The sequence below is a fragment of the Bacteroides sp. genome, assembly GCF_028690125.1.
In the GTDB taxonomy this organism is placed as follows: Bacteria; Bacteroidota; Bacteroidia; order Bacteroidales; family Bacteroidaceae; genus Bacteroides.
Map to the genome: position 1 here is coordinate 31,167 of NZ_JAQVBV010000029.1, position 25,678 is coordinate 56,844.

A 25,678-nucleotide genomic window follows, 5' to 3' on the forward strand; every position below is an offset into this window, starting at 1 on the left:
ATGGCAGAAATTACACAAGTAGTTAATGTTACACCACAGATAACGAATTTACGGAAACTGCGGGCAGATATTAATCGCGTTAAAGCATATGCGGTTGATCTGAAGAAACAGTTGGAACCGGGAACACGTTCTGGTGTATCATTAACTGGAGACAATCTTAAAAGCTTCATGAGTGCTACGGGTAAAGCTAAACCAGAAGATATCGGAAGCATGCGTGCCGCTGAGCAGATGAAAGTACAGCTCAAGCGTTTCAGTGCTCTTGCCGGTTTTGAGAAAGAAGAACTTGCCCTAAAAGATTCACTCAAGAAGAAAGAAATTGATATTAATGCATATAGAGCGAAATCTGCAACCATTGAGGCTAAGCGGCGTGCTGCGGAGCTAAAATGGACTGAAGAGGACGCGAATCGAAAATTAAGATATCGTTCTGAAGATCTTGCTTCTGAAAGAAAAGCAAAGACCGAACAGACGAAAATGCTCGCGCAGCAGCAGCGTACGCAAGAGCGTAACCAGCGTAATTCGATTCGCGCCGAAACCAATATGAGAAAGGCTGGTTTAAAACAAGTTGCGCAATACGCTAAAAAACAGAATGATGTCATTAAGAATTCTTTCACTGCAGCATTTAGTTTGCACATTGTGCAAATGTATCTGAATCCTTTTGTCCGTGCAGTGAGAATGGCACTCGTTCAGACTATTCAATCTTTTGCTGAGTTCGATAAGGTTTATGCAAATTACCTTGCAAAATCTACCGAGTTCACAACCAAAGTTACAGAACAACAGATTTTACTTTCATCTGTTGGACAAACATATACAATTAATGATTATGCTGAAGCAATGGAGCGTTTCTCTGCTTCAGGTATTGATGTAGCAAAGAATCAGAAAGCTGTAGTAGATGTTCTGCGTACAGCTAAAGTTGCTAACATCCAGTACTCGGATGCGGCCAACGGAGTTATCCGTACTATGGAAGCATTCCAAATGAATATCAGTCAGTCTACCGAAATCGTTGATGCAATGGCAAATGCGTCTAATGCATCTACTGCTGAACTGGAAGATATGGTTAAGTGGTTCGAATACGCTGCCTCTTCATCTTTCCAGGCTGGACTTGCTGTTCAGGACTTAGCTAAGTATCTTGGTATCTTATCATCTACTGGTATGCCAGGTGCCGGTGCTGCGTTCCGTCAGATGCTCCTGCAGTTTACTAAAGCTGATATTCGTGATAAATTCAAGGCGGCCTTTGGTTTCTCTGAAGCGGATTTCCTTGATATGAATAAGATTATCCAGACTCTGCGTGATTATGTCCAACAGTCCGAGAATCAGGCTAAGGCATCTCAAGAAATAGTTGCAATGCTTGGTGGTAAAGTTACATCACAGCAGGCACTGAACAACTTGATTAGGGCAGAACCAGAACTCTGGAATCGTGTCGATAAAGCTGTACAGCAGAGTGGTAGTACTCAGAAGTTATATGCTGATGTTACAAATAATACTGCGTCTGCAATTGAACGAATTACCAATAACCTAACAATATTAAAAGCAGAAATTGGAATGGCATTCGGCCCACTTGTGAAAGTAATAGATATTCTTGTTACTGGATTCACAAAGGGTATGACCAAGATTCCGTCAGTGATTAAGACATACGTCTTAGGTTCAATGCTGGCTTTACTTGCTGTTGTAACGAGTGTGTTTACAGCATATGCTACATTAGCTGGTACAATTTATGCGATCAATGGTGCAACCGCGCTCCTGACTAGCCAGAATATGAAAGCTGGTGTAACATTCACTGGTTTAAAAACTGCAGTATTAGATCTTGGCAGTGTTATGATGGGCCAAGCTACAATGCAGGAAAGAATGTTCGCCGCACAAGGTAAAGGTATCCTAAGTGTAGCTCAGCTTAATGAAATGCTTGCGATAATGAATAATACGATCGCAGAGCAGGCACGTATTGTAGCTGAGATGGACGCAATTTGGGCAAAGAGTAATTTAACATTTGCTCAGAAACAGGAACAGGTAGCAGTACTGAATGCCGAGTATATGGCTAACTCGAAGATTCTGCAGGCACAGACAAGGCAGGTAATTGCTAGCGAAGAAGCAAAAGTTGCAGCGATGGCAAATACTACTAGAGCCGCTACTGCACAGAATAGTATGTTAGCAACATCTGTCGCGTCAACTAAAGCGAAACTTGCTGCAGGCTCAATGGCTATGTATGGTGAGATGTTCGCACTCATAGCAGTAATGGCAGCATTCTCCACAGCATCAAAAGCTATGGAAAAGGGATCATTTAATCTAGCGAGATCTATTTATGTTCTGATCTCAGCAATTGCAGCACTTAAGGTTGCATTAATGATTGGTGGCCCATGGGGTGCTTTAGCCGGTCTGGCAGTATTTGGTGCTGGTAGTGCGCTTGGTATGGGAAAAGTTTCAAGAGCAGAAAACGAATATAATGTTGAGAGAAGGAAATCATCTGCTACAAGATTAGGAGCAGGGCAAGTATATAGACAGGAAATCGATAATTCAGTTCACATTAACGGTATGCAGATCACTGGCCCAACCGCCGCTAAAGTGACTGACGTAATGACTGGAGCAACAAAATACAGAGTTAAGAGCTGATTGTAATGGCGGCATCATACGCACTTTCTAGACTAACAAATACAAAACAATATACGTGGGTAGACTCGAAGGGTGGTAAGCATTTTATCACCCAACTTCAAGGCCCCGTTGCATCGGAACTTAGCTTTCTGATTGATGGTGAGGATAGGAGACATATTTATTCTATTCCTACCATTCAGAATATCGATTATTCGCAGACTGTAAATTTACCTACACATCCAACACTTATCGGTGGATTCAAAACACAGTTCACTAAATCGAATCCAGCAACAGTTACATTCGATATTATTCTTAAGGATGATTTATTTATTGACTTTGATAAGTTAAGTGCTGATGGAAAAGTTGCTATTGAAACACTTACGATTGATGAAATACGAGAAATCTGGGAGCAAGACCAAGTATCTATGGATGAAGTTCTTGCTGAAGAAATGTATTTTACAGTTAAAGAGTTAGTAGAAATTTTAGAGTCGTTAAAGAATAATAGACGTGTATTTACACTTACAACTAGTACCGATCTAGATGAACTATTAGACAATTTAGTTATTGAGAGCTTAGCATATTCATTCTCAGCTGAAGCTCGTGAAATAACTACAGCTAGTATTCAGGCAACTCGTGTGCAGTTCCAAGATCTAGAATACGTTGAAGTCGAAGAAGCATTCTTAAATAATATGCTTATTCAGTCAGAGCCACTTAGTTCCGAAAATACTGTAACGTTTTTAGAAAACGTTTATGTTGACGGGCGTGATAAGTTCGCTAAGTGGGATATTATGGATTTCTTTAACCGAAATATCTATAATGAAATGTCTGATGAGATATCTGGAAAGTTTGGTAATATTCCAGAATATTATTGGAAGTCTGGCATTATCGATATGAGTATTGATGGTTCATCTACTTATACATATGATCTTTCGTTCACATCGCAGGCTGGTATCAATAGCTCCATTATGCGTAAGAATGAAGATATTGATTATACGTGTAATTTTGGTAGATTCCGCGTTCGTACAACTTACCGATCTGAAGATGCACCATTTGAGCCGCTATTATTTGCTGATTTACCAGCGGTTTTAAATGGCTTAAATGATTTAAAGAATATCGGAACATATGCTTTTGATATGGGTGATGTTTACTCAATGCTTGCTACCTATCCATGGGTACTACCCAGTGGATATAGTATTAGCGATGAGCCTAAGACATTCTTATGGAAAGCAATTAAAGCAATTCATGCTGCACCAACACATAACGGCACTACATTTGAAAAGGGATCTATTGCTAGAGATAAATTAAAACTATACGGATTTAGGATTAATAAATCATACTCATACCAGGTAGAGTATCTGGATCCTGTAAAACAGAACTGGACACCGGTTAGATATACTGCACCGATTACTACAGTTTGGGGAAGTCCTCAGATGGAGTTTTTCACATATAGAGCGCGTATGACTCTAGATGCAACGGCAGCTAATGCGCTTTTAGATAATAAATCTAAAGAGGCTATTGATGACTATTGGGATGACTCATTAACAAGCCAGAGAACGTTGGATATCACAATTGGTATTTTAGGTGTAGGCACTCAGATTGAAATTTTTGTATTCAGTCCAGAAGTATTAACTATTAGAAATGTTAGATCTATTGTTGATGAAGGTGAAACGTAATGGTAGATGAGATGCGGGAGGCACGTATTGTAGTTGATCTCATTCATAAACAGGTAAACCCAAGATCGTTTGGTTCCGTAAGTGCTGAATCCACTTACGCATACCTTTCATTTAATAACACCCAGTTGGATATAGAGGTTTCTGTTACCGAATCAGTGACTACTGGGAATAACATTTTCTCACTAACCACATGGAATCTACCGACGAATGCACAGCTGACTAGTGGTGACCAAGTATTTATGCGGTTCTATTGGATGCAAGATGTTAATAAATTTAAAATTTATTCAGGTATCATAGAAACCGTTGTTGTTGAAAGTGACGGCCAAGATTTAAAGTATACATTTAATGGTGCACTTATTGAAGACTTTTTAATGAATACGCTTAGGCCACGTACAGTAAGTGAAGCTGCATATAGTAATGTGCTTAAAACATTTGGTGATTTGCAAAGTGCCTTGCAGATTTTAGGAATAGATCGTGTAAAATGCGTTGTGCCTGGTTGGGAAAATCTAGATCACATACTTCCAGAAACGGATATCCAGATTGGTAAAAAAACTGTTCTTGAAATTTTACAAGAACTTGTATCTAACTTTAAGACTGAAATAGGCAAGGATGTTATTGCTCAGTACAATGAACAGAACAGTGAAATATTAATCGCCCTTGATTCCGATAAAGAGTCATATGGTACATTAACTATTCTGGTTCTTGGAGATGAAGACCTATTTGATTATAGAATGGAAACTGTCGATGTAAGTAGCTTAGAATCGGACGAAGAACTGTATGCGGATACCGATGATACCTCTGTAGACCTCACAGAGCTCGCTGGTGACGAGACAGAGAGTACACCTATACCAACTGTCATGGTAGTTAAAACTACTGGCGTGGTGGGCTTTACACGAAGCGAAATATTTAAATACAATGAACACTATTATATTACTAGTGATGTTGTTCACTCATTTAGTGATTCAGACGGTTATTTGATAGAAATTTACGCTAACATAGTGGGGTAAGAGAATGCGAAACTTGCTGAGGCCAGCGCGCGTACAAGCACTCGAATTGTTAGATAGTATTAAAACGATGATTATGAGTACATTCAATAAAGATGTGTACGGCGTTTATGAAGGAATAGTAGAAGTATTTGATGAAAATAACTATCGCGCTGATGTACGTGTACCGGAGCTTTCAGACTTAATGCTGACTGAAGTTCGAATCGTACAACCCTTTTACGCTTCAGCATCTAATTTTATTAACATTCCTATCCAAGTTGGAACGCACGTAATCATTGCTTTTAGATCTTTTAAACTGCGTAATCCAATTATCATTGGACAGATAGTGGATGAAAATTCTACGAACAGTATCGAAGATGCTACATCAATTGTTATTCAGAATGGTAGCGCGAAGATAGAACTGACGAGTACCGGTTCTGTAATTCTTACAGGAACTACAATTACAGCGAATGGTGAAGATATTACGGTAGATGAGGTAACATGAGTTACGGAACAAACATTAAACTAAGTTCTGATTTTGACCTAGATTTTTCGTCTACTACAAAGTCGCTTAGTATTATTTCTGGTACGGATAATTTAGTACAAGCTACTAAAATTATCCTTAATACGTTTGAAGGCGAAAATGTTTTTATTCCAAATTTTGGAACTAGGTTACAGGATCTCATTGGGTACAATGCATCTGATAATTTTATCAAATATACAGTTAAAAATGCACTTATGCGAGATTCTAGAATTAAGAGTGTTGATAAAATTTATGTAAGCAGAAGTCCTAATAGAGTAGTGAATCTTAAAATAACAGTTACTACTGTTGATGAAGAAAGTGTAGAATTAGTCGGGGGTCTTGCATGGAACAAGTTGGTGTAACAAATACTGGTTTTGTTACTAAATCCTTTGCAACTATATTAACAGATATTCAATCACGATTACAATCACTGTTTGGTGCAGATATCGATTTAACACCAGGTAGTCCCATGCGAGTAATTAGTGAATTGTATGCGCTGGAGTTAGCAAAGGTTTGGACAGAGTTAAAAAATGTTTATGATATGGGATTTATTTTAACAGCAACAGGTAGCTCTCTTAATGCACTCGCAGCTCTTGTTGGTATCGAACGCGATTTAGGTACAGCTGCCACTGGTGAAGTAACATTCTATAGAACTGAAGTGCTACCAGCCGGGTCAGCTTCGCGTGTTATTCCTATTAATACGCAAATTCAGACATCAGAAGAATATCCAATTACGTATTATACAACAGAGACTGTTTACTTTAATCCACTGATTACAGATGAAGCTGTACCTATTCCAACTGCTAGTACAACATTTAACACAGAAAATATAATCGGTGAAATTGTAAGTATTATAGATAATACTGCAGTTGATTGGACTACTGGAGCAACATTCTCAAGCAGAGAAGTTACTGTAAATGGTACTATTCCAACTGGACGTACTGTATATATTACGTATAAACCATTATCAGTTACAGCTAGTGTACAGTCAGTTTTAGAATCAGATTTAGCTAATGTAATAGCGAATTCACTTACAGTCTTACCACAAGCTATTTCATTCGTACACTCAGTAGCTAATGAAGCCGAAATTGTTACTGGTACTAACACTGAGTCTGATGCGTCACTTCGTATGCGAATTCAGAACGCCGCTAAATCATTAGGTAAGGCTACAAACCCATCAATCACTACTGGTATTAGAAACGTGGATGGTGTTTCAAATGTTATTGTTAAAGAATTATCACTTACGCACATCCAAGACTCGTTTGTTGCTTCTGGAACTTCTGATACTATTCCTGTAAGCGAAGGGTCTGTTAATAATGTAGTAAGCGTCACGGGTTCAGTTTCAGGTGCATTTGAAATTGAATCGTTTGAAACAGCTGCAGGAATCGTACTTACTACAAATTACCAAAGTGGTGAGACTGTTTCAGTTGACTATTATGTAGAGGATTATACACCAACGCTTGGCCAAGGGATTATTAAAGTCTTTGTTAGTGGTGGACAAGTAGCAGATATTGTAGATGCTATTGAGGAATATAGGGCAGCCGGTATTAAAGCTGTCGGATATGGCACTAATAGTGTATATGCTTATGGTGAAGAGGACTATCCATTCTCATGGTTTTATAGATTAGAGGATGCATTAATTGATATTACTGTTACTGTTTATTTCGATCCAGATACAACACTTAATGCTGTAGAGAAAACGAATATTCGTGATCATATTAGTGATGAAATTACGGATTTTGTTAATAACTTAGCAACTGAAGAAAAGTTATGGGTATCCAAGATTATTCAATTAGCTATGTCCGTGAGTAGTGAAATAGAAACTGTTACTGTAAATTTATTACAGATTAATGATGTACCATCAGAGACCTATGTAGCTAGTGCAGAGACTGAGATGCCTGTAAGCGGAACGATAACAATTAATGAGGGATAAGAGTGCCTGTACATATTTGGGATTCTGATTTAGATTTTCAATATTGTACGCTTTCTTCATGTGAAATAATTTCTGGGAGTGTTCGACTTTCCGGTAGTACCGGAACACTCCTTTCTGATGTTCGTGACTCAACAAGTCGTGTTGAGGAATATACAGAATTTGAGATAGCACAAACAGTTCCATCTGGCTCAGAGATTCTATATTACTGGAGAAGTGGGTTAACATCTGCGTATATTGCAGAGTTTTGGTCAGATTGGGAATTAATAGATCCAACTAAAATTTATACTGAATTTTCAATTTCGTTAATTGATGATCGAATGTCGACAGATTGGCCGATTGATGAACTAACATTTGTTGGATTAGAAGAATATTGGCGTACAGGAAAAGAGTATTTAAATTCATGTAGAATTGGGCACGCTATCGTTGGGTTAGCAAGAATTGGCAGAGCAGGAGATAAGACAAATATTGTAGAAGAGTGCGCGTTTACAGAGCAGATTGTAAATGTTGACACACCTGGATATGAATTTAATGCTGACAGGGTGAACGTTACAATTCAATATGTACCATTACATCCATTACTTGGTCGTGGTGATCAATTTGTTCAGTTTAAAGCTGAGATGACATCAGCTGTTTCTGGATCTCTTCCAAGTATTGATGCTATCAAAATGAATTATAGAATGGATGTTCGCACATTAATGGCTAAAGCATTCCCACTATTCTATAGGAGAGTATAATGACAATCGCGACTAACCGTGAGCGATTGTTAGATGCAATCGCTTTACAGATAGATGAAACTTTAGCAGCCTGTGTTGGAGTAAAATATAGTCATTCGCTACTAACTTCTCGTGGTGCGGCATTAGATAAAATTGGTAAATTCTTTGCCATGTCTCGCGACGTTGGTGAAACCGATGCAAACTTTAGGATACTTCTATCACAGCTGATCACAATTTATGCATCAGCTGGCACAAAACCAGCAATAACGGCATTCCTTTCAGCACTTTTAGATGTTGATCAGGAGCTTATTAAGATTTATGAACTCGCACCTGGCGGTATTTCTATTTATTTACCAACAGAATTTGAAGCACGAGAAGACGACATTATCGCACTACTACATGATATAGTAGCAGCTGGGGTTGTTGTAACTCTGATTTGGAGCGAAACATTCTGGGACTCACCAGATACACTGTTTGATGATGGCGATAAATGGATGTGATGATAGATGCCTGAACTTGACGACAATATATTTGAAGGATCTAGCTTTGAGCCGGGAACACCAATTCGGGCAGACGAGATGAATGAGAAATTTGCTCAGGTTATGCATGACTTGAACTATCACTTAAGTGCAATTCAAGCCGCGTTAGATAAACTGGGTACGATAGAAGATGGAGCTACGGCTCCACAAACTATCAGTGAATTAATTGCCATCTTAAACGCGTCTGCTTATAGAATCTATAAAGCTCGGATGCCATCTGGTATTTCATATGATGCTAACTTATCTAGTGCTATGAGTGCGCATTCGACTACAACACATGGTGTAACGACAGTACAAGGAATATCAACAGCATACACTACAACGCCAACTGGGTTAGTAACATCATCAACACGATCACTACAAGATGAGGTTAATAATATCCGTAGAATGATTAAACTAATTACCGGTGCTACATACTGGACGGATGCACCTATTAAAACTGTAGCACAGCTAAAAAGTCAGATGGATTCATTTACAGGTGGTACAGGATTTACAGGAAATATTAGATCTCTCACAGCAAATGGTACTTATTACTTTACTGAAACTGATTATTATATAATAGATAATTCACCAACAGCTGGTGGTGAAACTGTTTATGTGCTCCCAAGTGCTGTAACATACAGCGGTAAAGTAATTGAAGTTGAAAGTAGAGCTGGCACAACAGATGTCGCTCATAGAACAAAAGTATTTTATAATGGTGTTGAAGTATTTAATACAAATAGTCATTACTCGGTAATGTTTGTCGCAGTTGGTGCCACAAATTCATGGTATAGGGTGGGCTAAAAATGATAGTATTTGAAAGTGGAAATGAGATTAAATCCAGCGAATTTGATGCAAACTTCAATGAGATTTTAGCATTGCTAAATAGCCACTTAGATTCGTTAGATGAAATTGCGACAAAGTTAGACACAATAGAAGTTGGCGCGGGTACACCAATTACTGGGAATCAAATTATTTCCCAGTTAAACGCCAGCTACTTACGATTAGATGAAAATAACTGTCCATCCGATATCTCTAATTCGGCTGACTTTGTTAATGCTATTAATGCACACAGAACAGCTGTGTATGGACACGCTATTAATTATGTCGGTGGCCCAGCAGTAGCGTACACATATGCGCCAGGTGGATTTACTACAGCTGCTGAGCGTAATCTTATGTATGAAGTATATAATATGCGATATGCTATACATAAATTATTAGGACAGTCAACGTGGGCTGATACGCCGGTATCATCTATCGAAACACTAAACAGTCGTATTGGTTCACTGGCACCTACCGTTTTAAGGCGTGGTGTTCGAACAATTGGGCCGGGCGACGTGTCACTCAGTATTAACTCGAATGACTATTTATTTGTAGCTAATACTAGTTCTGCAGTCACAAAAGTTTATTTACCAACAATTACATCAGCAATGAATGGTCGTGAAATTGCATTTAAATGTGATTCTACACAGGAAAATAACTTAGGAATCTATCCAGCTAGTGGACAGCAGATTGACGATGATACTGTACTTACGCATGATGATGTATTTATGGATAACTATTGGTCTGTTAAATTGATAGCTAGATACGATATTGGACAGTGGAGGAGTATTAGATGAGTAATGTCTTTCAAGGATCAGATTATGAACCACTTACTGTGGTTCAATCTGCACCAGTTAATGAAGATTTTGCTCAAATTCGAGAGGATCTAATAACACACTTAGCCCTTCTACGAATTGCATGGAATAAGTTAGATACTATTACACCCGGTGCCGGTGGTGATTTAACAGCATATGAAATCACATATCTTATTAATCATGCTACATATGTGATAGACCAAAATAACTTATTCAGTCAGGTTGGAACAATTTCCTCCCTTAACTCGTATGTATCACAACACCTGAGTAATACACAATGGGCGTCTATGCACCCACTGACAAGTATTCAGGGATTAACCACAACATACTCAACTACGCCAACTGGATTTGTAACAGCGACTACCAGAAGTATGTTAGATGAAATAAATAATCTGCGGTATCAGCTTTATAGGATTATAGGAAAGAGTACTTGGGTATCAACACCGGCTAATACACTAAATGGAATAAACACGGCAATATCAAATATACATATTAATCAGATAAAAGTCAATACAAGATTAGTTACATCTAACAGCACAATTACAAATACAGATGCTATTATATTAGTTGATGGTAGTGTAAGTAATATTACACTAACGTTGCCCTCGCTTGCTGATACGTCGTTACAGGGAGCAATGTTTCATATTATAAATACAGCTAGCTCTACTCATGCGATTACACTTCAGCGTGGAGCCGATCCAGATAGAGTTGATGGGTCATCATCACAAACATTAGGGCCAACAGATAATATAATAGTTGTTGGTGATTGTACTACAAATAAATGGTGGATATTGGGGTCATATTAATGAACATTTTTGGCAATGGGTCTGACGGTGATTGTGTTATTACTAAAGACACAGACTTCGCTGGTAGCGTCAAACAGTTTCATAATTTAACGATTAATCCAGGCGTGCGTGTTTACGACTCGACAGGAATTCTTAAACTTAAGGTAAGTGGTACACTTACCTTGCACGGCTCTATTGATCAGACTGGTTGTGGCGGCTTTGGCGGTGCTGGTGGTATAGGAAAAGTAGGGACACAGGGCGTTGGTCTTTATGGAATAGGTGGCGCTGGTGGAAAAGGACATGCAGGATTTGTAGGTGCAAGTTCTGTAAAATATCTTACTGGTTCTATGAATCTATTAATGTTAGATCTAGACATTTTCGCACCGACGACAGAACCAATTAAATTTGGTTGTGGCGGATGTGGCGGTGGAGCTGGTGATCCAAAGTGCTTTGGTGGTGCTGGTGGTAATGGTGGTGCAGGCGGTGGTCTTGCTATAATTCTTGCATGTAAGATCGTTGGTAGAGGTACTATCAAAGCCAATGGTTCTAACGGATCGGCCGGTTCCGCTGGGCAGCAACAGAATTTTGGCAGTTCTGGCGGAGGCGGTGGTGGCGGTGCTGGTGGTGCTATAATTTGCTACTACACACAATTTGATGAATCGATTCGTTTAGAAGCTTCCGGTGGATTGGGTGGTAGCCGGGGTAATTCGAGTAATGGTTTATTTGGAGCAGTTGGTAAAGATGGAACAGCAGGAATTATTATCAAGCGATACTGTTGAATGGAACAGAGAATCAACGCTTGATACGTGGTTGAATGAACCATCCGAAGTGCATGCAATGTGGATTGGTTTTTGTACGATATTCTTAGGCATAGATGTACATAAGGTGCCGCAGAAAAATTTAGATGAAATTGAAAATGAATATCCATACTATCTGATGGGAAAGGCACTCGCTATTGGTGCGATTTTATGTGTCGCAATTTTTCTCATCTAACTTCCTTTTTTCAGTAAGACTTAAATACTTATAGTTCCTATATAAGATTAGAGGAATGTAAGATGATACCAACAATTAAATTATTAGAGATTGAAATACATTCATTCTGTAATAGAAAATGTTACTGGTGTCCAAATAAAAAGATTGATAGAACATGTCATACTGAATTAAATCGTGATGTCTATATCGATTTACTTAAAGGCTTAAAAAATCATGTTGAAACAATCAGCTTTTCTAGATATAATGAGCCATTAAGTGATTTGGAACTGTTAAAGGATAGAATTTCTTTAGCACGACTTCTTTTACCAGATACCAAGTTAGTTACTAATACTAATGGTGACTACTTAACAACATTAGAATTTGACATAGATGAACTTAGTATTATGGATTATGATAATAAAGGAGTCGAATTTTGGATAAAAAAATTATCTGAATTAGGTGCACTTGTTACATTAATTAGTCATAGTAGAATTTGTGCGGTTCATGAAAACATGTTAATTTTAGTTGAACTGAACTGGTCTACTCGTGTTGGTATCATTGAAGATCGTGGTGGATTATTACATAGTAATAAATTAAGTTTTAAAAATGAGCGGCAAGAAAGAGATAGACCGTGTTATGAACCAATGCGTTTTATTGGTATTGATTATACTGGTGATGTTACACCATGTTGTCATATACGCGGTGATGCTGAAGATCATAAATCATTTATACTCGGTAATATATATACTACACCGATTTCAGAAATTTTAATTTGTAAGAAACGTTCGAGTTTTATTCTAGATTGTGTTATTAGTGATTTTACTGGCCCGTGCAAGTTTTGCCAAAAGGATGCTGGTAGATACACTAAAGATAATGGAGGCATTTATTCATGACTAGTGTGTTTATTCCCGGAAGGCTCGCGAGTGGAAGATTACCAAATAAACTGATACTACCAATTAATCAGAATGGTGATACTCTTTGGGATCTTGCATGCGCGAAATTAGAAGCACTCATTGCACCACTAAATAGATATGCGCTTTGTTCTGATCCAGAACTAATCGATATCGCAAGCAAATATAATATTGAAGTTATTGAGAGAACGCCAGCTAGCACTAAAATTGATGAGCCTCTCATAGATGTATTCGCGGATGTTAACCAGATGCAAGACTTGTATCTAATGTTTTTGAATCCGTGTCTTTCTAAACTGAAGATCAGCACAATTGATAATGCGATTCGTTGGTTTGATAAATCGCCATTTGAATATGCAACGTCTGTAAAAGAATATCGAAACTGGACGTTTAATGAAGCTGGAGAATCAATTACACCGATTGATTATTCTACGTTAAGTACAAAATCAATTCCAAAAATGTACCAATGTGCGCACTGCTTCCATTTATTTGATAGAGACCAGTTCTTAAATGATGGTCTTATGTTAAAGGCTGGGCATGGTATATTCGAAGTTTCACATGAAGAGACTATTGATGTTGACACAACACTTGATCTAAAAGTTCTGAGGGCTATTAATGGTTCGATATGTGATTGATATTGATGGTGTTATTTGTACACAAAAAATCAATTATGAAGAAGCCGAACCAATTCAGAATACTATAGATTTAATTAATGCATTATATGATGCTGGTAACTACATAATATTTTATACCGCTCGTGGATATGTTAGTGGAATTGATTGGCGTGATGTAACACTAACACAATTTTTTAAATGGGGTGTAAAATATCACGAATTAATTTTTGGTAAACCAGCCGGTGAATATTATATAGATGACCGTAATCTTTGTTTAGAGGCATTCATTAATGGAGGCTTTAAAAATGGAATTGATTGCCGAATTAGGAATTAATCATAATGGAGATTTGAAGTTAGCTAAAGAAATGATTTTAGCTGCATATAATGTTGGTGCGACGTGTGTAAAATTTCAAAAACGTTGTCCTGATATCTGTGTTCCAAACGACCAAAAAGGCATATTACGGGAAACACCATGGGGTGTCATGACATATTTAAACTATAAAAAACGCATCGAATTTGAAAAAAAAGAGTACAACGAAATTAATAGATATTGCAATTCATTAGGTATTGATTGGAGTGCTAGCGCTTGGGATATTCCGAGTTTGGAGTTTCTACTTGCATACGAAATTCCATTTATTAAAATCGCTAGCGCATCGTTAACATCGGATCCATTATTAGAAAAGATTGCGGATTCCGGTGTTCCAGTAATTCTTTCTACTGGAATGTCAACTGAAGCAGAAATTAGTCATGCTGTTAATATACTAACGGGATGTGATTTAACATTAATGCATTGTGTTTCTGGATATCCAACAGCTAATATAGATTTAAATTTAAATAAAATAAAAACACTTCATAACCAATATCCAAGAAATAGGATTGGTTATTCTGGGCACGAGATTGGCTATTTACCAACATTAATAGCCAGATCAATGGGCGCTGAAGTAATCGAAAGGCATTTTACTATCGATAGAACACTTTGGGGGTCAGATCAATCAATTAGTCTGCTTCCATCTGAGTTTAAGATTATGGCGGATCTTTTAAAAGAAATTCCGGATATGTTAGGCACTGGAAAGATGGAAGTAATGTGTTCAGAACTTAATTGTTTGAAAAAGTTACGAGGCATTTGATGGATTTCTATAATTCCTACATTGACTTTTGTAAAGTAATAATACAACACTTTAGTTTTGAATATTTATCGCCAGGTGAGATTAAAGATAATCCACACCTAATTAACCCAAGTTTATATAATCCGTATCTAGATAATAGATTGGATATAGACTTGGCAAACCACATTATTGAAAATGGTATGCATCTACCATTTATAATTGATGATGAAGGATTAATTGTCGAGGGACAACACCGTTTAAAAGCATTAAAATTGGTAAACGATCAGAATAAATATTTAGCTATTCATGCAAATTTATGTAAATATAGAGGTATCGACGTCAAAGCAATGCGGATAACTCCAATTACATTACGAGTACCAGATAAAAGTATCAGTGGAATTTATTTACTTAATGTTAAGATTGAACGAATAGATTCTGAGTGGCTTAATCTCACATTTACCGATACTCGCACGTTAATATATTCGTTTATATCGTTTGGTATCTGGCTTCGCAATCCGATTTTTGCATGGGAATCTGTTAATGGTACAATACGGGGGCACGAAATTATTAACGAAAGATTTAAATAGCAGAGTTAATATATCAAAACATACTTATAGTAGGAGTTAAGATATGGTCTACGATAAAAAGACGTGGGTTCGAGATGAAATCATCTTCGAAAATGATATGAATGACCTCGAAGACGGAGTAGAGGCAGCTCATATCGCTATAGATTCTCACATCGCGTCTACTACTGCACATGGTTCTCTTGGTAGGATTTTAGGTGCACTCGAAATTGGCATACCAAACGGTCTTGCTGGATTAAACGATTCGGGTGCACTTGAAATTCAAACTGTGGATTTACCACAATTAGTTGCAATTGGTGATGATGATTTTGGAGCATCGTTAAGAGCAAACAGTGCAAATGGCCTAGAGCTACTTTCGAATGCATACTATACAGATGGAATTTGGCGACGGTATGTTAATGCGTATGCGGCACTAGCTTTAGTTTTGAATCCAATAGATGAAAGTTTTAAGATGTTATATGCACCGGCTGGTTCGGAAGATATTGAAAGTTGGTCTAGTCTTTATGCATTTTCAAATTCTGGTAACTTTACAATTGCTGGTGAACTAGCAGCTGCAACAGTAAGAACTACAAGCAGCATCTATTCTGAAGACGGTCTTTCTGCGGCGACAATAGCAAGTCGTGGATCACTCAGCATCCTTACCAATAGTCAGTTACGAATTTATGGTGCTGGCTCTTATTATGTTGGATTAAGTGCACCAGCTGCGTTAGCGGCTACTTATTCTCTGATACTTCCTGACGCTGATGGTGAAGCAGGACAGGCATTAATTACAGACGGCGCCGGTAATCTTGATTGGGGAGAAGCTGGTGGCGATGGTGGCGTAGCAATAGGTAATATAGATGGTGGGCGTGCAGATTCTGTTTATTCTGTAGAGTCCTTAACATTATCTGGTGGAAGTGCAAGCTCATGAGCGCAATTTTTCAATTAAGACGAGATACATCGGCGAACTGGACGTCATATAATCCAATTCCACGAGAAGGCGAACCATGTGTTGAAACTGATACACGAAAGATGAAGATTGGTGATGGTACTACCGCATGGAATTCTCTTGATTATCTTGTGTCTCCTACTACTGTTAGTGATGATGTTAATCCAGTATTAGGCGGAGATTTAGATTGTTCTGAGTATGAAGTTCAGTTACATAATAATCCTATAAGATTCTATACATCTGGTGATGGTCATGTTACGACTCTTGGTATTGGTGCTAATGTGGCTGATCTCGCATTTACATTACCGCCTTCATACGGAACCACGCGACAGGTATTACAATCAGATGGAACTGGAACGTTAGCGTTTTCATGGCGGTATGATTATTTAGAGCGTATGCAGCTTGGCGCAATGAGCGTTGGTAATCTTATGTATTTTGTAGCTGAGCGCGATATGGAAATTGTCAGTGCTAAAATGTATCTTAGAGTAGCACCAGAATATGGGTTAGCTACGGTGGATGTTAGGTTAGGGACAAATGATTCGGCACATTCAATATTAAATGGTAATTCAATGAGTATTTCATATGATGCAACTCCAGTTAATGGTATTTATGTCCGAGATGGTTCGCTGATTACTAACCCTACTGTTGTTACACAAGGACAAGTTGTGTGGTTTGCAGTACTAAGTGCTGGTGTTGGTGGTATGACACCAGGGCAGGACTTAACGGTTAAGCTTACATACAGGTGATACAATGGCATATAAGATTCAAATTAGACGAGACACTGAATATAATTGGGCCTTGTATAATCCTGTTTTAGATGATGGTGAAATGGGATACGAAACTGACACAAAGAAATTAAAGATTGGTGATGGTACATCAGCATGGAATGACCTCGAGTACTTCTTTGTACCGCCAACTGATATTACTGAATCACACACAAGATCGTTCTTACTTGGGGGACTTTAAATGACAAATTATAAAAAGTTAGGTGGAGCAAATCCCGCTGCAGCAACATATACATCTCTACTTCAGGTACCTGTTGCAAAGTCATATGTGATTTCAACTATCAATGTATGTAACTTTGGTAGTGATCTTGCTGTAGTTAGGATCGCTCATGTTACTGATGGTTCTATTGCAGAGTTAGCTGATACAGATTGGGTTGTTTATGATATGATGGTTGCCCCAAATGGAATACTTCCTCTGACTATAGGAATGACGTTAGATCAGGGAGATTCGTTAGTTATCTACTCTGATATAGCAAGTACCACGTTTATTGCTTGGGGCGCGGAGGAATAATATGGGTGCAGCTATCGAACCGTTGAATACTATTCAGTTAATTAATACAAGTCAAAGTTTATCAGCTAACGAAATATTTACCTCTGATTTCGTATTTGCTGCGCCATATTCAAGAATTATCGGGTTTATCCAAGCCGAAGCTGGATCGTTATCTGATGGTGTTGCGGTTGAGTTTTCTAACAATAAAACAGATGTCTTTCGTACATATGTTGCAACAATGGATGGTACAAGAAATCCACTATCGATCTTAACATATATCGCGTTAACTGATACATATTACGATAACACATTAATGGAAGCATCATTTGCAGTAGCACCAGTAACTAACAATACAAATGATTTCACATATATTGGATATGGTTCTAAGTTTAAAGGATTTACCATTACAGTGGACTCGTCTGGTGTATATGATGTAACGTTAGGTTTCCAGTATTGGAATGGATCTGCGTGGACTACACTTAACGTTGTCGATGACACAATTAAACTTACAACTAGTGGTGATATAACATTTAGTATTCCATCCGATTGGCAGCGAACTGCAGTTGATGGGACACTTGGATATTTTATTAGATATAGGGCGACTGTAATTTCTAGTCTCTCTAACGGCTCAACGTTATCAAACATCAATATACATGCTGATGAATTCGATGTAATCGAAATCGATAACCTCGCCTATTGGGTTAGGTTTATATTTGAAAATGGAAGTGTTGCGCAAGATATTAAGATAATGGTAAACGGGCGGCGGAAGTAAATGGTTGATCAAAAGATAACTCAGACAATTACAATTGCCGCATCGACTACTGATGTTGTTACAGTCCCAATTGAGATTGGGGAAGATGTAAAGTTACTTGCTGTTGGATATACATATGCAAATAATTCTATCTATAGGTTATATGCCGGTAGTATGGTTTTTCCTAGTAGAACCGACCAATTAGGTTCTATTAAGGATCCATATGTATTTAAAATACCACCAGCTATTAAATCTGGCAAAGATATACGATTGAGTATTACGAATAATAATACGATCGCTACTACATACGAAGTGACTTTTGTTATTGATGCAGTGCGAATAATTGATATTTCCTCAGCCGGTGGGGCAATAGATCGTGGTACTAGCGATACATTTATAATGTTACCAACATATGCACAGTCTGTTGTTCCGGTTGGTGGAACGGTTGATGTTTCACAAACTATTAATTCAAATTTACGGTATATCTCTGTAGATGTACCAGAGGGCGTTACAGTTACAATCTATCGTAATTCTGTAAGTTGGTATATAACAAGTAATGAGATTGGTGCGTTAGAATTTCCAAATGGTGTTTACTTTAATACTATTAGAGTTTATGCATCTAATCCAACATCTGTCGCTCAAAGAATTTCCATTAAACTAATATTCGAGGGATAATTGTGTCGGGATTTGTACGAAAGAATATGAATACGGTAGAGATTGCTGAGGAGATATATAATCTTCTTTTAGCAGAACGTCCTGCCGACTTTACAGTTATTGAAGAACACCAAACAAACGCTTGGGTTTTATATTATGAACCTGACAGACTTTATATTCAAATCAAACCAGATTGGCAATGGGGTCTTTATTTTGGTTATGTAGGTGTTCATATTACATGTTCATCTAGTTGGGACTTTAATCTTTATATACCAGCTGGTACTGAATATTATACAACGATAGTTACATTTGCACATGCGGCATATAATGCGGATCCGAGTTATCTTGATAGTGAAGCTGATCGTGATAACTGGTGGTACAAGAAAATTCAATGTGCGTATTATTCAGATAGTTATGGTATTCATTTATGGTGGAGAAACCCATTTGTTACAGAAGTTGATGCCTCTAGGAGTGGTCTATTTAACTTAGAATTCATTCAAACATCAATCCGCGAGTATAATGATGCGCAGAGTGATATATTCATAAATGTTGTTAACCACGGAAGCACATTTAACGATACTGAAGAACAGTATAACAGAGTCTCCGCTAGACCGTTTAATTATAACTCTACTACTGCTATGTGGAGTTATCCATATATGGCGTTTTATAGCGGTGGAAATGACAAAACATACTTTAAATTTCCATGGTATTACTATGATGGTGGGAGCACAAAATTAATTCCGATATTCCAAACTAAACGGTGGTTCTATATCTATAAACGAGATAGTAATCTTCTTCCATGGGATATAATTACGTGGAATGATGATGGTGTTGAGCGACAGTTTATGATTATGGATTGTGCAACTGGTACTGAAGCTGCACCAAGTTGGTTTGTAGCTATGCCATATTCGAGTGCTAAGCCATATGATGGTGTTTAAAATGACAATTGTTTCTAAGTCGCTAAGTATTGTAGAATTAGTGCAAGAGATGGCGGATGCCCTCCTTGCCGCTAATTCAGATTTTTCAGATATCACAAGTGGATTTGGTGACAGATGTTTATATTATACCCCAGATTCACTATATATACACTTTAAACCTGACTGGGAATATGGGCTATACTTTGGTTTCGTGGGTATCAGAATTAATGTATCAACTGGCTGGGATGGCGTACTTTACGAACCAACCGGTACCGTTTACACAATGTATATCGTTGTCACAGCACACGCAGCATACAATGCCAATCCAACGAATTTAGATTCCGAAGCCGAAAGAGATATATGGTGGAACAAGAAATATCAATGTATATATTATATAGATGCCGGTGGATTAAATCTTTGGTATCGTAATCCATATATTACAAATGTTGATGATTCGAGAACAATCCTATTTAATTTAGAAATTATTCCTGTTGCCGATCGGGAGTATTCTGATGGTTTTTCAGATATATTTATGAGTGTCATTGACTATGGTACAGCGTTTAACGCATCAGAAGAAGATAAAGACTATCCATCACTTAGGCCGTTTAATTATGTTGGCTCAGCTAACATGTGGCAGTATACAACCAAAGCGTATTCATCCGCTGGTACAGGAGAACTCTATATAGATTTTCCATGGTATTATAACGATCCTGGGACATTTTTAGATCCTATCGCACAGACAAAACGTTGGTTTGTAGTTGATGAGGCTAATACAGATGCGTTACCATTAGATGTTGTTGTATGGGATGATAATGGAACAACTAGAAGTTATTTAATAGTGGATATGCTTACAGCAACAGAGACTGGGCCAAATTATTTTATAGGAATTCCATTCGAGGTAGTATAAAATGACATTCTATAATGCAGCATTAAGATCAACTGCTCAAATAATTGATGATTGGGTTACATATTGGGCAACCGAATATCCTACCCTTTGGGAAGACGTAGATACAAGTACAAATCAACGTGTTGTCAAATGGCGTGGTGATGATACATATATTACATTTAGACGTGGGCATCACACGTGGCAATACGAATCTTATGTATTGTTAGAGATTGTATATAGTACCGGATATGATACAGATACACATGCACCTACTGGTACATCGTATACAACGTATTTACCATTAGCTTATGCCAGTGGAAACCCGAATTGGTCATACTTAGATACATCGGCCGAAGCTGATTTATATTGGAACTATGATGCACAGTGGACATATTGGCAAGATGAATATGGATTATATGTAGGTTCCTATTACTGGCAGCGCCATAGTAAGGCAGTTACTGTTGGTGCACATTTCTTAGTAATTGAAGCTATTGACAAATCGTTCTGGGAATTTGATGACGGTGGATCAGAAATTTTCGTGCACACTAGACGAGAATGGGTTGGTGGTAGTTATACACAAGGTGATGTAAGACCGTTTGTTTATAATCCTACAAGTAATATAGATTTAATTAAAGAGGAAAAACAGGCAAATAAATCAGATGGGAATAATAAGGTATACTTTGAGTTTGCATATTACCACAACAATACAAATTGTACATATCCAGTAGCGCGTACAAGAAGATGGTTTAGTGTTCAACTCACAAGTACAGGCAGTGGCTTAGGCCCTGGCGATATTGTATCGTGGATTGATCCTGAAACATTGCAGGTAAGAAAGTTTATAGTTATAGAATGGTATTCGCTAAATTATTCGCCGGCGTACTATGCGGCTATTCCGTATGAGAATGCGTTCCCATATACAGCACCGGGGTGAATTAGTTGGTAATTGTAGCTACAATCAGTGGATCCGCCGTGCCATTTATTTGCAGCGGTTCTATTGGAGCTACATCTTTAAGATCAGTCGTAAATACAAGTGGTTCATATCTAGCAACTGGATTCTATAAAATTGGAACACCAAGCGGTTCTGTTAATTTACCGAGTTTTGCCGGACTAAATGAGTTATATGCAGAACGTGTAAGAACAAGTGGATCGTATGCATCTCCAGACGCAGCATTAGCTCTTTTTGCATCTGGAAGTAATTACGCTCCAATTATTGCTGTTTCATCGTTAACTGCAACGTGTACAAGTTACTCAGCACTACGAAGTATAGATTCAGTACGTGTAAGATCATCTGGCTCTTACTCTGGTATTACAGCAGATCTGGCAACTTTTGGTTCAGCAAATTTACCACCAATACTAGATATTAATCATTTTATTCAGACTAATGCTCCAACAGATATGTATGTTGATGGTACGTTCCTTCCATTAATTCTTATAGTTGAGAAACTTAATGGAGAACGGTTTAGAAATGCAACTATCATTCTAGAAGGGGACACGGTAAGAGTATTAGGACGTACTGATTCACAGGGTGTATATGCAAAGTTTGTTACATTTGATACATACGAAGATGGTATGTTTATAAGTAGAAATAACATTGTTTATGGATTGGAAACAATTGAAGAAATCGAATTAAATAAATATAAATGGATTTTGAGTAGACTAACCAAAGCGAATGCTACATACAGAATGATACACAGGAGACTTGATTGATGATAACAATTGATACTAGAGAACAGAAACCATGGAGTTTAACTGATGCTTGGTCTGGTGTATCATTCACTGTAGCGACATTATCTACCGGAGATTACTCAAATGGTAATGTAATTATTGAGCGCAAATCAATTCCAGATATATGTAATTGTTGTGGTAAATCAAAACAGAGATTTTGGAATGAGCTAGCACGCGGTTTTGATTATCTTATAATCGAAGGCGACGAACAGGATATTACAGCACATTTAAAGAAGCGACATTCTAGAATGAGTCAGAAATATATCCTGAAGTGTTTACATGAAATCCGTGATAACTTTGGTGTAGAAGTTATTCTTGCTGGCTCTCGCGAAGATGCGGCAAGGATCGCATTAGAAATTCTGGGTGGTACATATGCAGCAAAAGTTAACTAATATTCGACAGAAGAATCAAGATGAGGTTCTAGCTGAAATTAAAACCATCCTAACAGCTATCAATACGACGTTTGCTGGAATCCTTGCGGAAGCCAGCGAAATGTCGAATTTAGGTACTGGTGTTGGTGTATATGATTCTACTACAGAAGCGGGTGTCGTTCAGCTTAGATCAGTTGGCGGTGCTACTCCTATTACTATTGCGCTTTCCGGCTCTACTATCTCTGTAAGTCTAGATCAGAGCGGAATAGATCATACAGAGTTAGCGAATGTTGGCACACTATCACATGCAGACCTTGAGTTAAGTGTTGCTGGAAAAGAAGATAGCTTCACAAAAAATACCGCTTTCAATAAGGATTTCGGTAGTTCTGTAGGAACTGTATGTGAAGGAAATGATGGACGACTTCCGCCTACAGTCAGCGAAGCTAGTGGGTCATTCCTTAGAGATGACAATACATGGGCTACTGTATCTACAACAAAATATGAAACATTAATGTATGAGCTCTCTGGTGAAGTAGCCATAGGCTGTCTAGGACATTATATGAGTGAACGCACACAAAGTGTAGCAAACTGTAGAGTAGGCGTTCTTACGGCTCCTAGCGGATCCTCAATTTATATTGATATTAGGAAAAACACAGCTGCTGCAAGTGGAAGTATATTGGTGTCACCAATAGAATTGGCACCAACGCTCAACGAAGTGCCGCATCGCGATTTTTTTGAATGTCACAATTCGCCCGTTTTAAATCCTGGGTCTCTAATTCTTCTGGTGGTGTCAATTTGTAACAACCTCATTTCAAATGAATCCATCATTAATTGTAACCGCATCTCTGAGTGCGCAGTAATACCAAATTTGTAAATAATCCCATTCTTTTTTACAATAAAATGAAGCGCATATAATTCGTTAGTTCCAAAGGAATATTCACGAAATTCTTCATATGCGGTGTTTAACGTGCAATTGAATTCACTGCACATTTCTTCAAATGGAACGCGTTTTTCTTTTGGTAGTTCTTCATACCGAATTACTGGTTCAGATGCCGTTCCATTAACGATCTGTTTAATCCGTCGTAACTTATCTTCAGCTTCATCAGCTCTTTGTTTATCAGCAGATTTAAATAGGAATGGAATCATCATACTAGCAAATCCATTATATTATCTATTATAAATCCAGCTGCGCCCTTGTGCCCGCCACCGCCAAACTTCTGCGCAATAGTCGCGCAGTTTACATCCGGCCTGTTTGATCTTAGCGAACATCTTGTTTTTAAATTCTCATCAATGTTATAAATGAGTGCTAATTCATAATCAAGTTCTGTATAAATGAACTGTCCTAGTTCTGACGTATCGTTCGTGGCATTTACAGCAAGTGTATTAAATCCTTCAAGACGAACACGACGTCCATGTTGGACAGCATCAATAATTCGTTTTTTCTGCGCTTCCTGTAGTATCTTTCCTTGACTAATATATTCGTCTTCTATTTTAGCACTGTCGATTGGATCCATCAGTAACGGCCAATCTTCGGAATCGGCTGATGTTAATTTTAGAAATGCTGTAGCGCAAACGAGAGTTGTGTAGGGATTAAAAGCAAATTTCCAGATATCTCTATCTCCGATCCACTTCACAATATTAGGCGTACGCATCCCAATAGTACACCAATGCCACGTTAATTCACATGCAGCCAAATCAATACTTCTAATCCCAGCAATTTTTGGATCATTCCATAATTCAGGATTTAATTTCTGCGCTGTCTCGTGATGATCGATCCAGATTAACTGAGAGGCCGCAGAAAGGGCGTTCATATCAGGGAAGGTGAAATCCACCACGGCAACAAAATCAACGCGACTGACGAGCTCTGCGTCCCATCTGTCACCATACTGTACGGGAATTGCTGCGACAAAAAATCCTTTGCTCTCCAGATAATTCTGCATAACTACTGCACTACAAATTCCATCTAAATCATTATGATGATAAATAACACTAAGTTTCATACTTAATCGCCTCGTAAAACATGTTCATATATTTGTTCTGCTCTTGTAAAATTGTCATCAAATACGGCATATAAAATTGATGTTTCCATCTCTGGTGCTGGTATATCTAAAAGTTCTGCTGCATCGCGGATTGATTCTTCAATATGAATATTATATGCGTTTAATTCTGGGATATTCTGATAACAAACTTTTGGTCTAGTTCCAACATCATAAAATGCTGCTACTACAAAACAACAGTGGCCACAAATACACTGTAAAGACCAAAGATCACTAGACTTTACCAGTTCAAAAAGGGCATCTTCATAGCCCTGTTGAACGCCAGTTAGTTTAACGATTGCGCCTGAAAGGATTTTCATTTTTAATATCTCCCCAACAGAGTATAGTTACAACTAAAAACGAGATGAATAACATGATTGCTGTATGTAGTCCTTCATTATGAACTTCCGTCATTGCAGTTTCGTTTTCTTCAGTATATATATCGATTATAATAGGTTCTTCTTTTTCGGTGGGTATTACAACAGGCTCTGGCTCTGGCTCTGGTTCTTGTGGTACATCGTCAATAAAGAAGCCACTGCCACCAGAGGATTTCTTTTCTACCACTGGTATTGGCTCCTCTGGAACAACTGGTTCTTCAGGAACAAC

33 protein-coding genes are annotated in these 25,678 nt (G+C 37.9%); 30 read left to right on the forward strand and 3 right to left on the reverse strand.

All coding sequences use genetic code 11. The features are described from left to right. The 30 genes from PHO71_RS17195 (at nt 1) to PHO71_RS17340 (ending at nt 23,910) form a co-directional block, all read left to right on the forward strand. Nucleotides 1–2,601 (forward strand): phage tail tape measure protein, encoded by a 2,601-nt coding sequence (locus PHO71_RS17195; protein ID WP_300205671.1) that lies wholly within the window; start codon nt 1–3, stop codon nt 2,599–2,601. Between the two features lie 5 nt (nt 2,602–2,606). Continuing rightward, complete coding sequence (locus PHO71_RS17200; protein WP_300205673.1) at nt 2,607–4,253, forward strand: phage baseplate protein; 1,647 nt, start codon at nt 2,607–2,609, stop codon at nt 4,251–4,253. Next, nucleotides 4,253–5,260, forward strand: a complete 1,008-nt coding sequence (locus PHO71_RS17205; protein WP_300205675.1) for a hypothetical protein — start codon at nt 4,253–4,255, stop codon at nt 5,258–5,260. Before PHO71_RS17200 ends, PHO71_RS17205 begins: the two co-directional genes overlap by 1 nt. 4 nt (nt 5,261–5,264) lie before the next feature. Beyond that, nucleotides 5,265–5,741 (forward strand): hypothetical protein, encoded by a 477-nt coding sequence (locus tag PHO71_RS17210; RefSeq protein ID WP_300205676.1) that lies wholly within the window; start codon nt 5,265–5,267, stop codon nt 5,739–5,741. Beyond that, nucleotides 5,738–6,121 carry a DUF2634 domain-containing protein gene (locus tag PHO71_RS17215; RefSeq protein ID WP_300205678.1) on the forward strand — a complete coding sequence of 128 codons (384 nt, stop codon included), beginning with the start codon at nt 5,738–5,740 and terminating at the stop codon, nt 6,119–6,121. Before PHO71_RS17210 ends, PHO71_RS17215 begins: the two co-directional genes overlap by 4 nt. Next, nucleotides 6,103–7,692 (forward strand): baseplate J/gp47 family protein, encoded by a 1,590-nt coding sequence (locus tag PHO71_RS17220; RefSeq protein WP_300205680.1) that lies wholly within the window; start codon nt 6,103–6,105, stop codon nt 7,690–7,692. Before PHO71_RS17215 ends, PHO71_RS17220 begins: the two co-directional genes overlap by 19 nt. Nucleotides 7,693–7,694: 2 nt before the next feature. After that, nucleotides 7,695–8,426: a hypothetical protein gene (locus PHO71_RS17225; RefSeq protein WP_300205682.1), complete on the forward strand. Its 732-nt coding sequence runs from the start codon at nt 7,695–7,697 to the stop codon at nt 8,424–8,426. Then, nucleotides 8,426–8,905 (forward strand): hypothetical protein, encoded by a 480-nt coding sequence (locus PHO71_RS17230; protein ID WP_300205684.1) that lies wholly within the window; start codon nt 8,426–8,428, stop codon nt 8,903–8,905. Before PHO71_RS17225 ends, PHO71_RS17230 begins: the two co-directional genes overlap by 1 nt. Before the next feature lie 6 nt (nt 8,906–8,911). After that, nucleotides 8,912–9,727 carry a hypothetical protein gene (locus tag PHO71_RS17235; protein WP_300205686.1) on the forward strand — a complete coding sequence of 272 codons (816 nt, stop codon included), beginning with the start codon at nt 8,912–8,914 and terminating at the stop codon, nt 9,725–9,727. A 2-nt stretch (nt 9,728–9,729) separates the two neighbouring features. Further along, nucleotides 9,730–10,542 carry a hypothetical protein gene (locus PHO71_RS17240; RefSeq protein WP_300205688.1) on the forward strand — a complete coding sequence of 271 codons (813 nt, stop codon included), beginning with the start codon at nt 9,730–9,732 and terminating at the stop codon, nt 10,540–10,542. After that, nucleotides 10,539–11,366 carry a hypothetical protein gene (locus PHO71_RS17245; protein WP_300205690.1) on the forward strand — a complete coding sequence of 276 codons (828 nt, stop codon included), beginning with the start codon at nt 10,539–10,541 and terminating at the stop codon, nt 11,364–11,366. Before PHO71_RS17240 ends, PHO71_RS17245 begins: the two co-directional genes overlap by 4 nt. Continuing rightward, the gene (locus tag PHO71_RS17250) at nt 11,366–12,124 is read left to right on the forward strand and encodes a hypothetical protein (protein WP_300205692.1); all 759 of its coding nucleotides are present in this window, start codon (nt 11,366–11,368) and stop codon (nt 12,122–12,124) included. Before PHO71_RS17245 ends, PHO71_RS17250 begins: the two co-directional genes overlap by 1 nt. Continuing rightward, nucleotides 12,087–12,338, forward strand: coding sequence for a hypothetical protein (locus PHO71_RS17255; protein ID WP_300205694.1), 252 nt, complete (start codon nt 12,087–12,089; stop codon nt 12,336–12,338). The genes PHO71_RS17250 and PHO71_RS17255 overlap by 38 nt, the downstream gene beginning before the upstream one ends. Nucleotides 12,339–12,400: 62 nt before the next feature. Beyond that, a complete protein-coding gene (locus PHO71_RS17260; RefSeq protein WP_300205696.1) occupies nt 12,401–13,210 on the forward strand; it encodes an SPASM domain-containing protein in 810 nt (269 codons plus the stop codon). Then, nucleotides 13,207–13,860 (forward strand): hypothetical protein, encoded by a 654-nt coding sequence (locus PHO71_RS17265; RefSeq protein ID WP_300205698.1) that lies wholly within the window; start codon nt 13,207–13,209, stop codon nt 13,858–13,860. The genes PHO71_RS17260 and PHO71_RS17265 overlap by 4 nt, the downstream gene beginning before the upstream one ends. After that, nucleotides 13,853–14,173, forward strand: a complete 321-nt coding sequence (locus PHO71_RS17270) for a hypothetical protein (RefSeq protein ID WP_300205700.1) — start codon at nt 13,853–13,855, stop codon at nt 14,171–14,173. The genes PHO71_RS17265 and PHO71_RS17270 overlap by 8 nt, the downstream gene beginning before the upstream one ends. Beyond that, nucleotides 14,145–14,966 (forward strand): N-acetylneuraminate synthase family protein, encoded by an 822-nt coding sequence (locus tag PHO71_RS17275; RefSeq protein WP_300205702.1) that lies wholly within the window; start codon nt 14,145–14,147, stop codon nt 14,964–14,966. The genes PHO71_RS17270 and PHO71_RS17275 overlap by 29 nt, the downstream gene beginning before the upstream one ends. Nucleotides 14,967–15,145: 179 nt before the next feature. Continuing rightward, on the forward strand, nt 15,146–15,532 hold the full coding sequence (locus PHO71_RS17280) for a hypothetical protein (protein WP_300205704.1): 387 nt from the start codon (nt 15,146–15,148) through the stop codon (nt 15,530–15,532). A gap of 43 nt (nt 15,533–15,575) precedes the next feature. Further along, complete coding sequence (locus PHO71_RS17285) at nt 15,576–16,439, forward strand: hypothetical protein (protein WP_300205706.1); 864 nt, start codon at nt 15,576–15,578, stop codon at nt 16,437–16,439. Beyond that, nucleotides 16,436–17,203 (forward strand): hypothetical protein, encoded by a 768-nt coding sequence (locus tag PHO71_RS17290; protein ID WP_300205708.1) that lies wholly within the window; start codon nt 16,436–16,438, stop codon nt 17,201–17,203. Before PHO71_RS17285 ends, PHO71_RS17290 begins: the two co-directional genes overlap by 4 nt. 4 nt (nt 17,204–17,207) lie before the next feature. Then, nucleotides 17,208–17,423: a hypothetical protein gene (locus tag PHO71_RS17295; protein WP_300205710.1), complete on the forward strand. Its 216-nt coding sequence runs from the start codon at nt 17,208–17,210 to the stop codon at nt 17,421–17,423. Nucleotides 17,424–17,510: 87 nt separating this feature from the next. Next, nucleotides 17,511–17,753 (forward strand): hypothetical protein, encoded by a 243-nt coding sequence (locus PHO71_RS17300; protein WP_300205712.1) that lies wholly within the window; start codon nt 17,511–17,513, stop codon nt 17,751–17,753. Nucleotide 17,754: 1 nt separating this feature from the next. Beyond that, entirely contained in the window at nt 17,755–18,504 is a 750-nt protein-coding gene (locus tag PHO71_RS17305; protein WP_300205714.1) for a hypothetical protein, read from the forward strand. After that, entirely contained in the window at nt 18,505–19,158 is a 654-nt protein-coding gene (locus PHO71_RS17310) for a hypothetical protein (protein ID WP_300205716.1), read from the forward strand. Between the two features lie 26 nt (nt 19,159–19,184). Continuing rightward, complete coding sequence (locus tag PHO71_RS17315; protein WP_300205718.1) at nt 19,185–20,075, forward strand: hypothetical protein; 891 nt, start codon at nt 19,185–19,187, stop codon at nt 20,073–20,075. Further along, nucleotides 20,062–20,961: a hypothetical protein gene (locus PHO71_RS17320; protein ID WP_300205720.1), complete on the forward strand. Its 900-nt coding sequence runs from the start codon at nt 20,062–20,064 to the stop codon at nt 20,959–20,961. The genes PHO71_RS17315 and PHO71_RS17320 overlap by 14 nt, the downstream gene beginning before the upstream one ends. A gap of 1 nt (nt 20,962) precedes the next feature. After that, nucleotides 20,963–21,871, forward strand: coding sequence for a hypothetical protein (locus tag PHO71_RS17325; protein ID WP_300205722.1), 909 nt, complete (start codon nt 20,963–20,965; stop codon nt 21,869–21,871). A 5-nt stretch (nt 21,872–21,876) separates the two neighbouring features. After that, nucleotides 21,877–22,647 (forward strand): hypothetical protein, encoded by a 771-nt coding sequence (locus PHO71_RS17330; RefSeq protein WP_300205724.1) that lies wholly within the window; start codon nt 21,877–21,879, stop codon nt 22,645–22,647. Then, complete coding sequence (locus PHO71_RS17335; RefSeq protein ID WP_300205726.1) at nt 22,647–23,057, forward strand: ERCC4 domain-containing protein; 411 nt, start codon at nt 22,647–22,649, stop codon at nt 23,055–23,057. Before PHO71_RS17330 ends, PHO71_RS17335 begins: the two co-directional genes overlap by 1 nt. Next, nucleotides 23,038–23,910, forward strand: a complete 873-nt coding sequence (locus PHO71_RS17340) for a hypothetical protein (protein WP_300205728.1) — start codon at nt 23,038–23,040, stop codon at nt 23,908–23,910. Before PHO71_RS17335 ends, PHO71_RS17340 begins: the two co-directional genes overlap by 20 nt. A gap of 271 nt (nt 23,911–24,181) precedes the next feature. Here the strand turns inward: PHO71_RS17340 and PHO71_RS17345 are convergent, their stop codons facing one another. The 3 genes from PHO71_RS17345 to PHO71_RS17355 form a co-directional block, all read right to left on the reverse strand. After that, nucleotides 24,182–25,036 (reverse strand): DHH family phosphoesterase, encoded by an 855-nt coding sequence (locus PHO71_RS17345; RefSeq protein ID WP_300205730.1) that lies wholly within the window; start codon nt 25,034–25,036, stop codon nt 24,182–24,184. A gap of 2 nt (nt 25,037–25,038) precedes the next feature. Continuing rightward, the gene (locus PHO71_RS17350) at nt 25,039–25,392 is read right to left on the reverse strand and encodes a hypothetical protein (protein WP_300205732.1); all 354 of its coding nucleotides are present in this window, start codon (nt 25,390–25,392) and stop codon (nt 25,039–25,041) included. After that, nucleotides 25,364–25,678 (reverse strand): hypothetical protein (locus PHO71_RS17355; protein WP_300205734.1); only part of this gene is annotated, 315 nt, incomplete at its 5' end. The genes PHO71_RS17355 and PHO71_RS17350, both read right to left, overlap by 29 nt.

Coding starts and splice junctions, on each gene's coding strand:
- PHO71_RS17195 (WP_300205671.1), top strand. CDS start 1: ATGGCAGAAATTACACAAGTAGTTAATGTTACACCACAGATAACGAAT.
- PHO71_RS17200 (WP_300205673.1), top strand. CDS start 2,607: ATGGCGGCATCATACGCACTTTCTAGACTAACAAATACAAAACAATAT.
- PHO71_RS17205 (WP_300205675.1), top strand. CDS start 4,253: ATGGTAGATGAGATGCGGGAGGCACGTATTGTAGTTGATCTCATTCAT.
- PHO71_RS17210 (WP_300205676.1), top strand. CDS start 5,265: ATGCGAAACTTGCTGAGGCCAGCGCGCGTACAAGCACTCGAATTGTTA.
- PHO71_RS17215 (WP_300205678.1), top strand. CDS start 5,738: ATGAGTTACGGAACAAACATTAAACTAAGTTCTGATTTTGACCTAGAT.
- PHO71_RS17220 (WP_300205680.1), top strand. CDS start 6,103: ATGGAACAAGTTGGTGTAACAAATACTGGTTTTGTTACTAAATCCTTT.
- PHO71_RS17230 (WP_300205684.1), top strand. CDS start 8,426: ATGACAATCGCGACTAACCGTGAGCGATTGTTAGATGCAATCGCTTTA.
- PHO71_RS17235 (WP_300205686.1), top strand. CDS start 8,912: ATGCCTGAACTTGACGACAATATATTTGAAGGATCTAGCTTTGAGCCG.
- PHO71_RS17240 (WP_300205688.1), top strand. CDS start 9,730: ATGATAGTATTTGAAAGTGGAAATGAGATTAAATCCAGCGAATTTGAT.
- PHO71_RS17245 (WP_300205690.1), top strand. CDS start 10,539: ATGAGTAATGTCTTTCAAGGATCAGATTATGAACCACTTACTGTGGTT.
- PHO71_RS17250 (WP_300205692.1), top strand. CDS start 11,366: ATGAACATTTTTGGCAATGGGTCTGACGGTGATTGTGTTATTACTAAA.
- PHO71_RS17255 (WP_300205694.1), top strand. CDS start 12,087: ATGGAACAGCAGGAATTATTATCAAGCGATACTGTTGAATGGAACAGA.
- PHO71_RS17260 (WP_300205696.1), top strand. CDS start 12,401: ATGATACCAACAATTAAATTATTAGAGATTGAAATACATTCATTCTGT.
- PHO71_RS17265 (WP_300205698.1), top strand. CDS start 13,207: ATGACTAGTGTGTTTATTCCCGGAAGGCTCGCGAGTGGAAGATTACCA.
- PHO71_RS17275 (WP_300205702.1), top strand. CDS start 14,145: ATGGAATTGATTGCCGAATTAGGAATTAATCATAATGGAGATTTGAAG.
- PHO71_RS17280 (WP_300205704.1), top strand. CDS start 15,146: ATGCATCTACCATTTATAATTGATGATGAAGGATTAATTGTCGAGGGA.
- PHO71_RS17285 (WP_300205706.1), top strand. CDS start 15,576: ATGGTCTACGATAAAAAGACGTGGGTTCGAGATGAAATCATCTTCGAA.
- PHO71_RS17290 (WP_300205708.1), top strand. CDS start 16,436: ATGAGCGCAATTTTTCAATTAAGACGAGATACATCGGCGAACTGGACG.
- PHO71_RS17295 (WP_300205710.1), top strand. CDS start 17,208: ATGGCATATAAGATTCAAATTAGACGAGACACTGAATATAATTGGGCC.
- PHO71_RS17305 (WP_300205714.1), top strand. CDS start 17,755: ATGGGTGCAGCTATCGAACCGTTGAATACTATTCAGTTAATTAATACA.
- PHO71_RS17310 (WP_300205716.1), top strand. CDS start 18,505: ATGGTTGATCAAAAGATAACTCAGACAATTACAATTGCCGCATCGACT.
- PHO71_RS17315 (WP_300205718.1), top strand. CDS start 19,185: ATGAATACGGTAGAGATTGCTGAGGAGATATATAATCTTCTTTTAGCA.
- PHO71_RS17320 (WP_300205720.1), top strand. CDS start 20,062: ATGATGGTGTTTAAAATGACAATTGTTTCTAAGTCGCTAAGTATTGTA.
- PHO71_RS17325 (WP_300205722.1), top strand. CDS start 20,963: ATGACATTCTATAATGCAGCATTAAGATCAACTGCTCAAATAATTGAT.
- PHO71_RS17335 (WP_300205726.1), top strand. CDS start 22,647: ATGATAACAATTGATACTAGAGAACAGAAACCATGGAGTTTAACTGAT.
- PHO71_RS17340 (WP_300205728.1), top strand. CDS start 23,038: ATGCAGCAAAAGTTAACTAATATTCGACAGAAGAATCAAGATGAGGTT.
- PHO71_RS17345 (WP_300205730.1), bottom strand. CDS start 25,036: ATGAAACTTAGTGTTATTTATCATCATAATGATTTAGATGGAATTTGT.
- PHO71_RS17350 (WP_300205732.1), bottom strand. CDS start 25,392: ATGAAAATCCTTTCAGGCGCAATCGTTAAACTAACTGGCGTTCAACAG.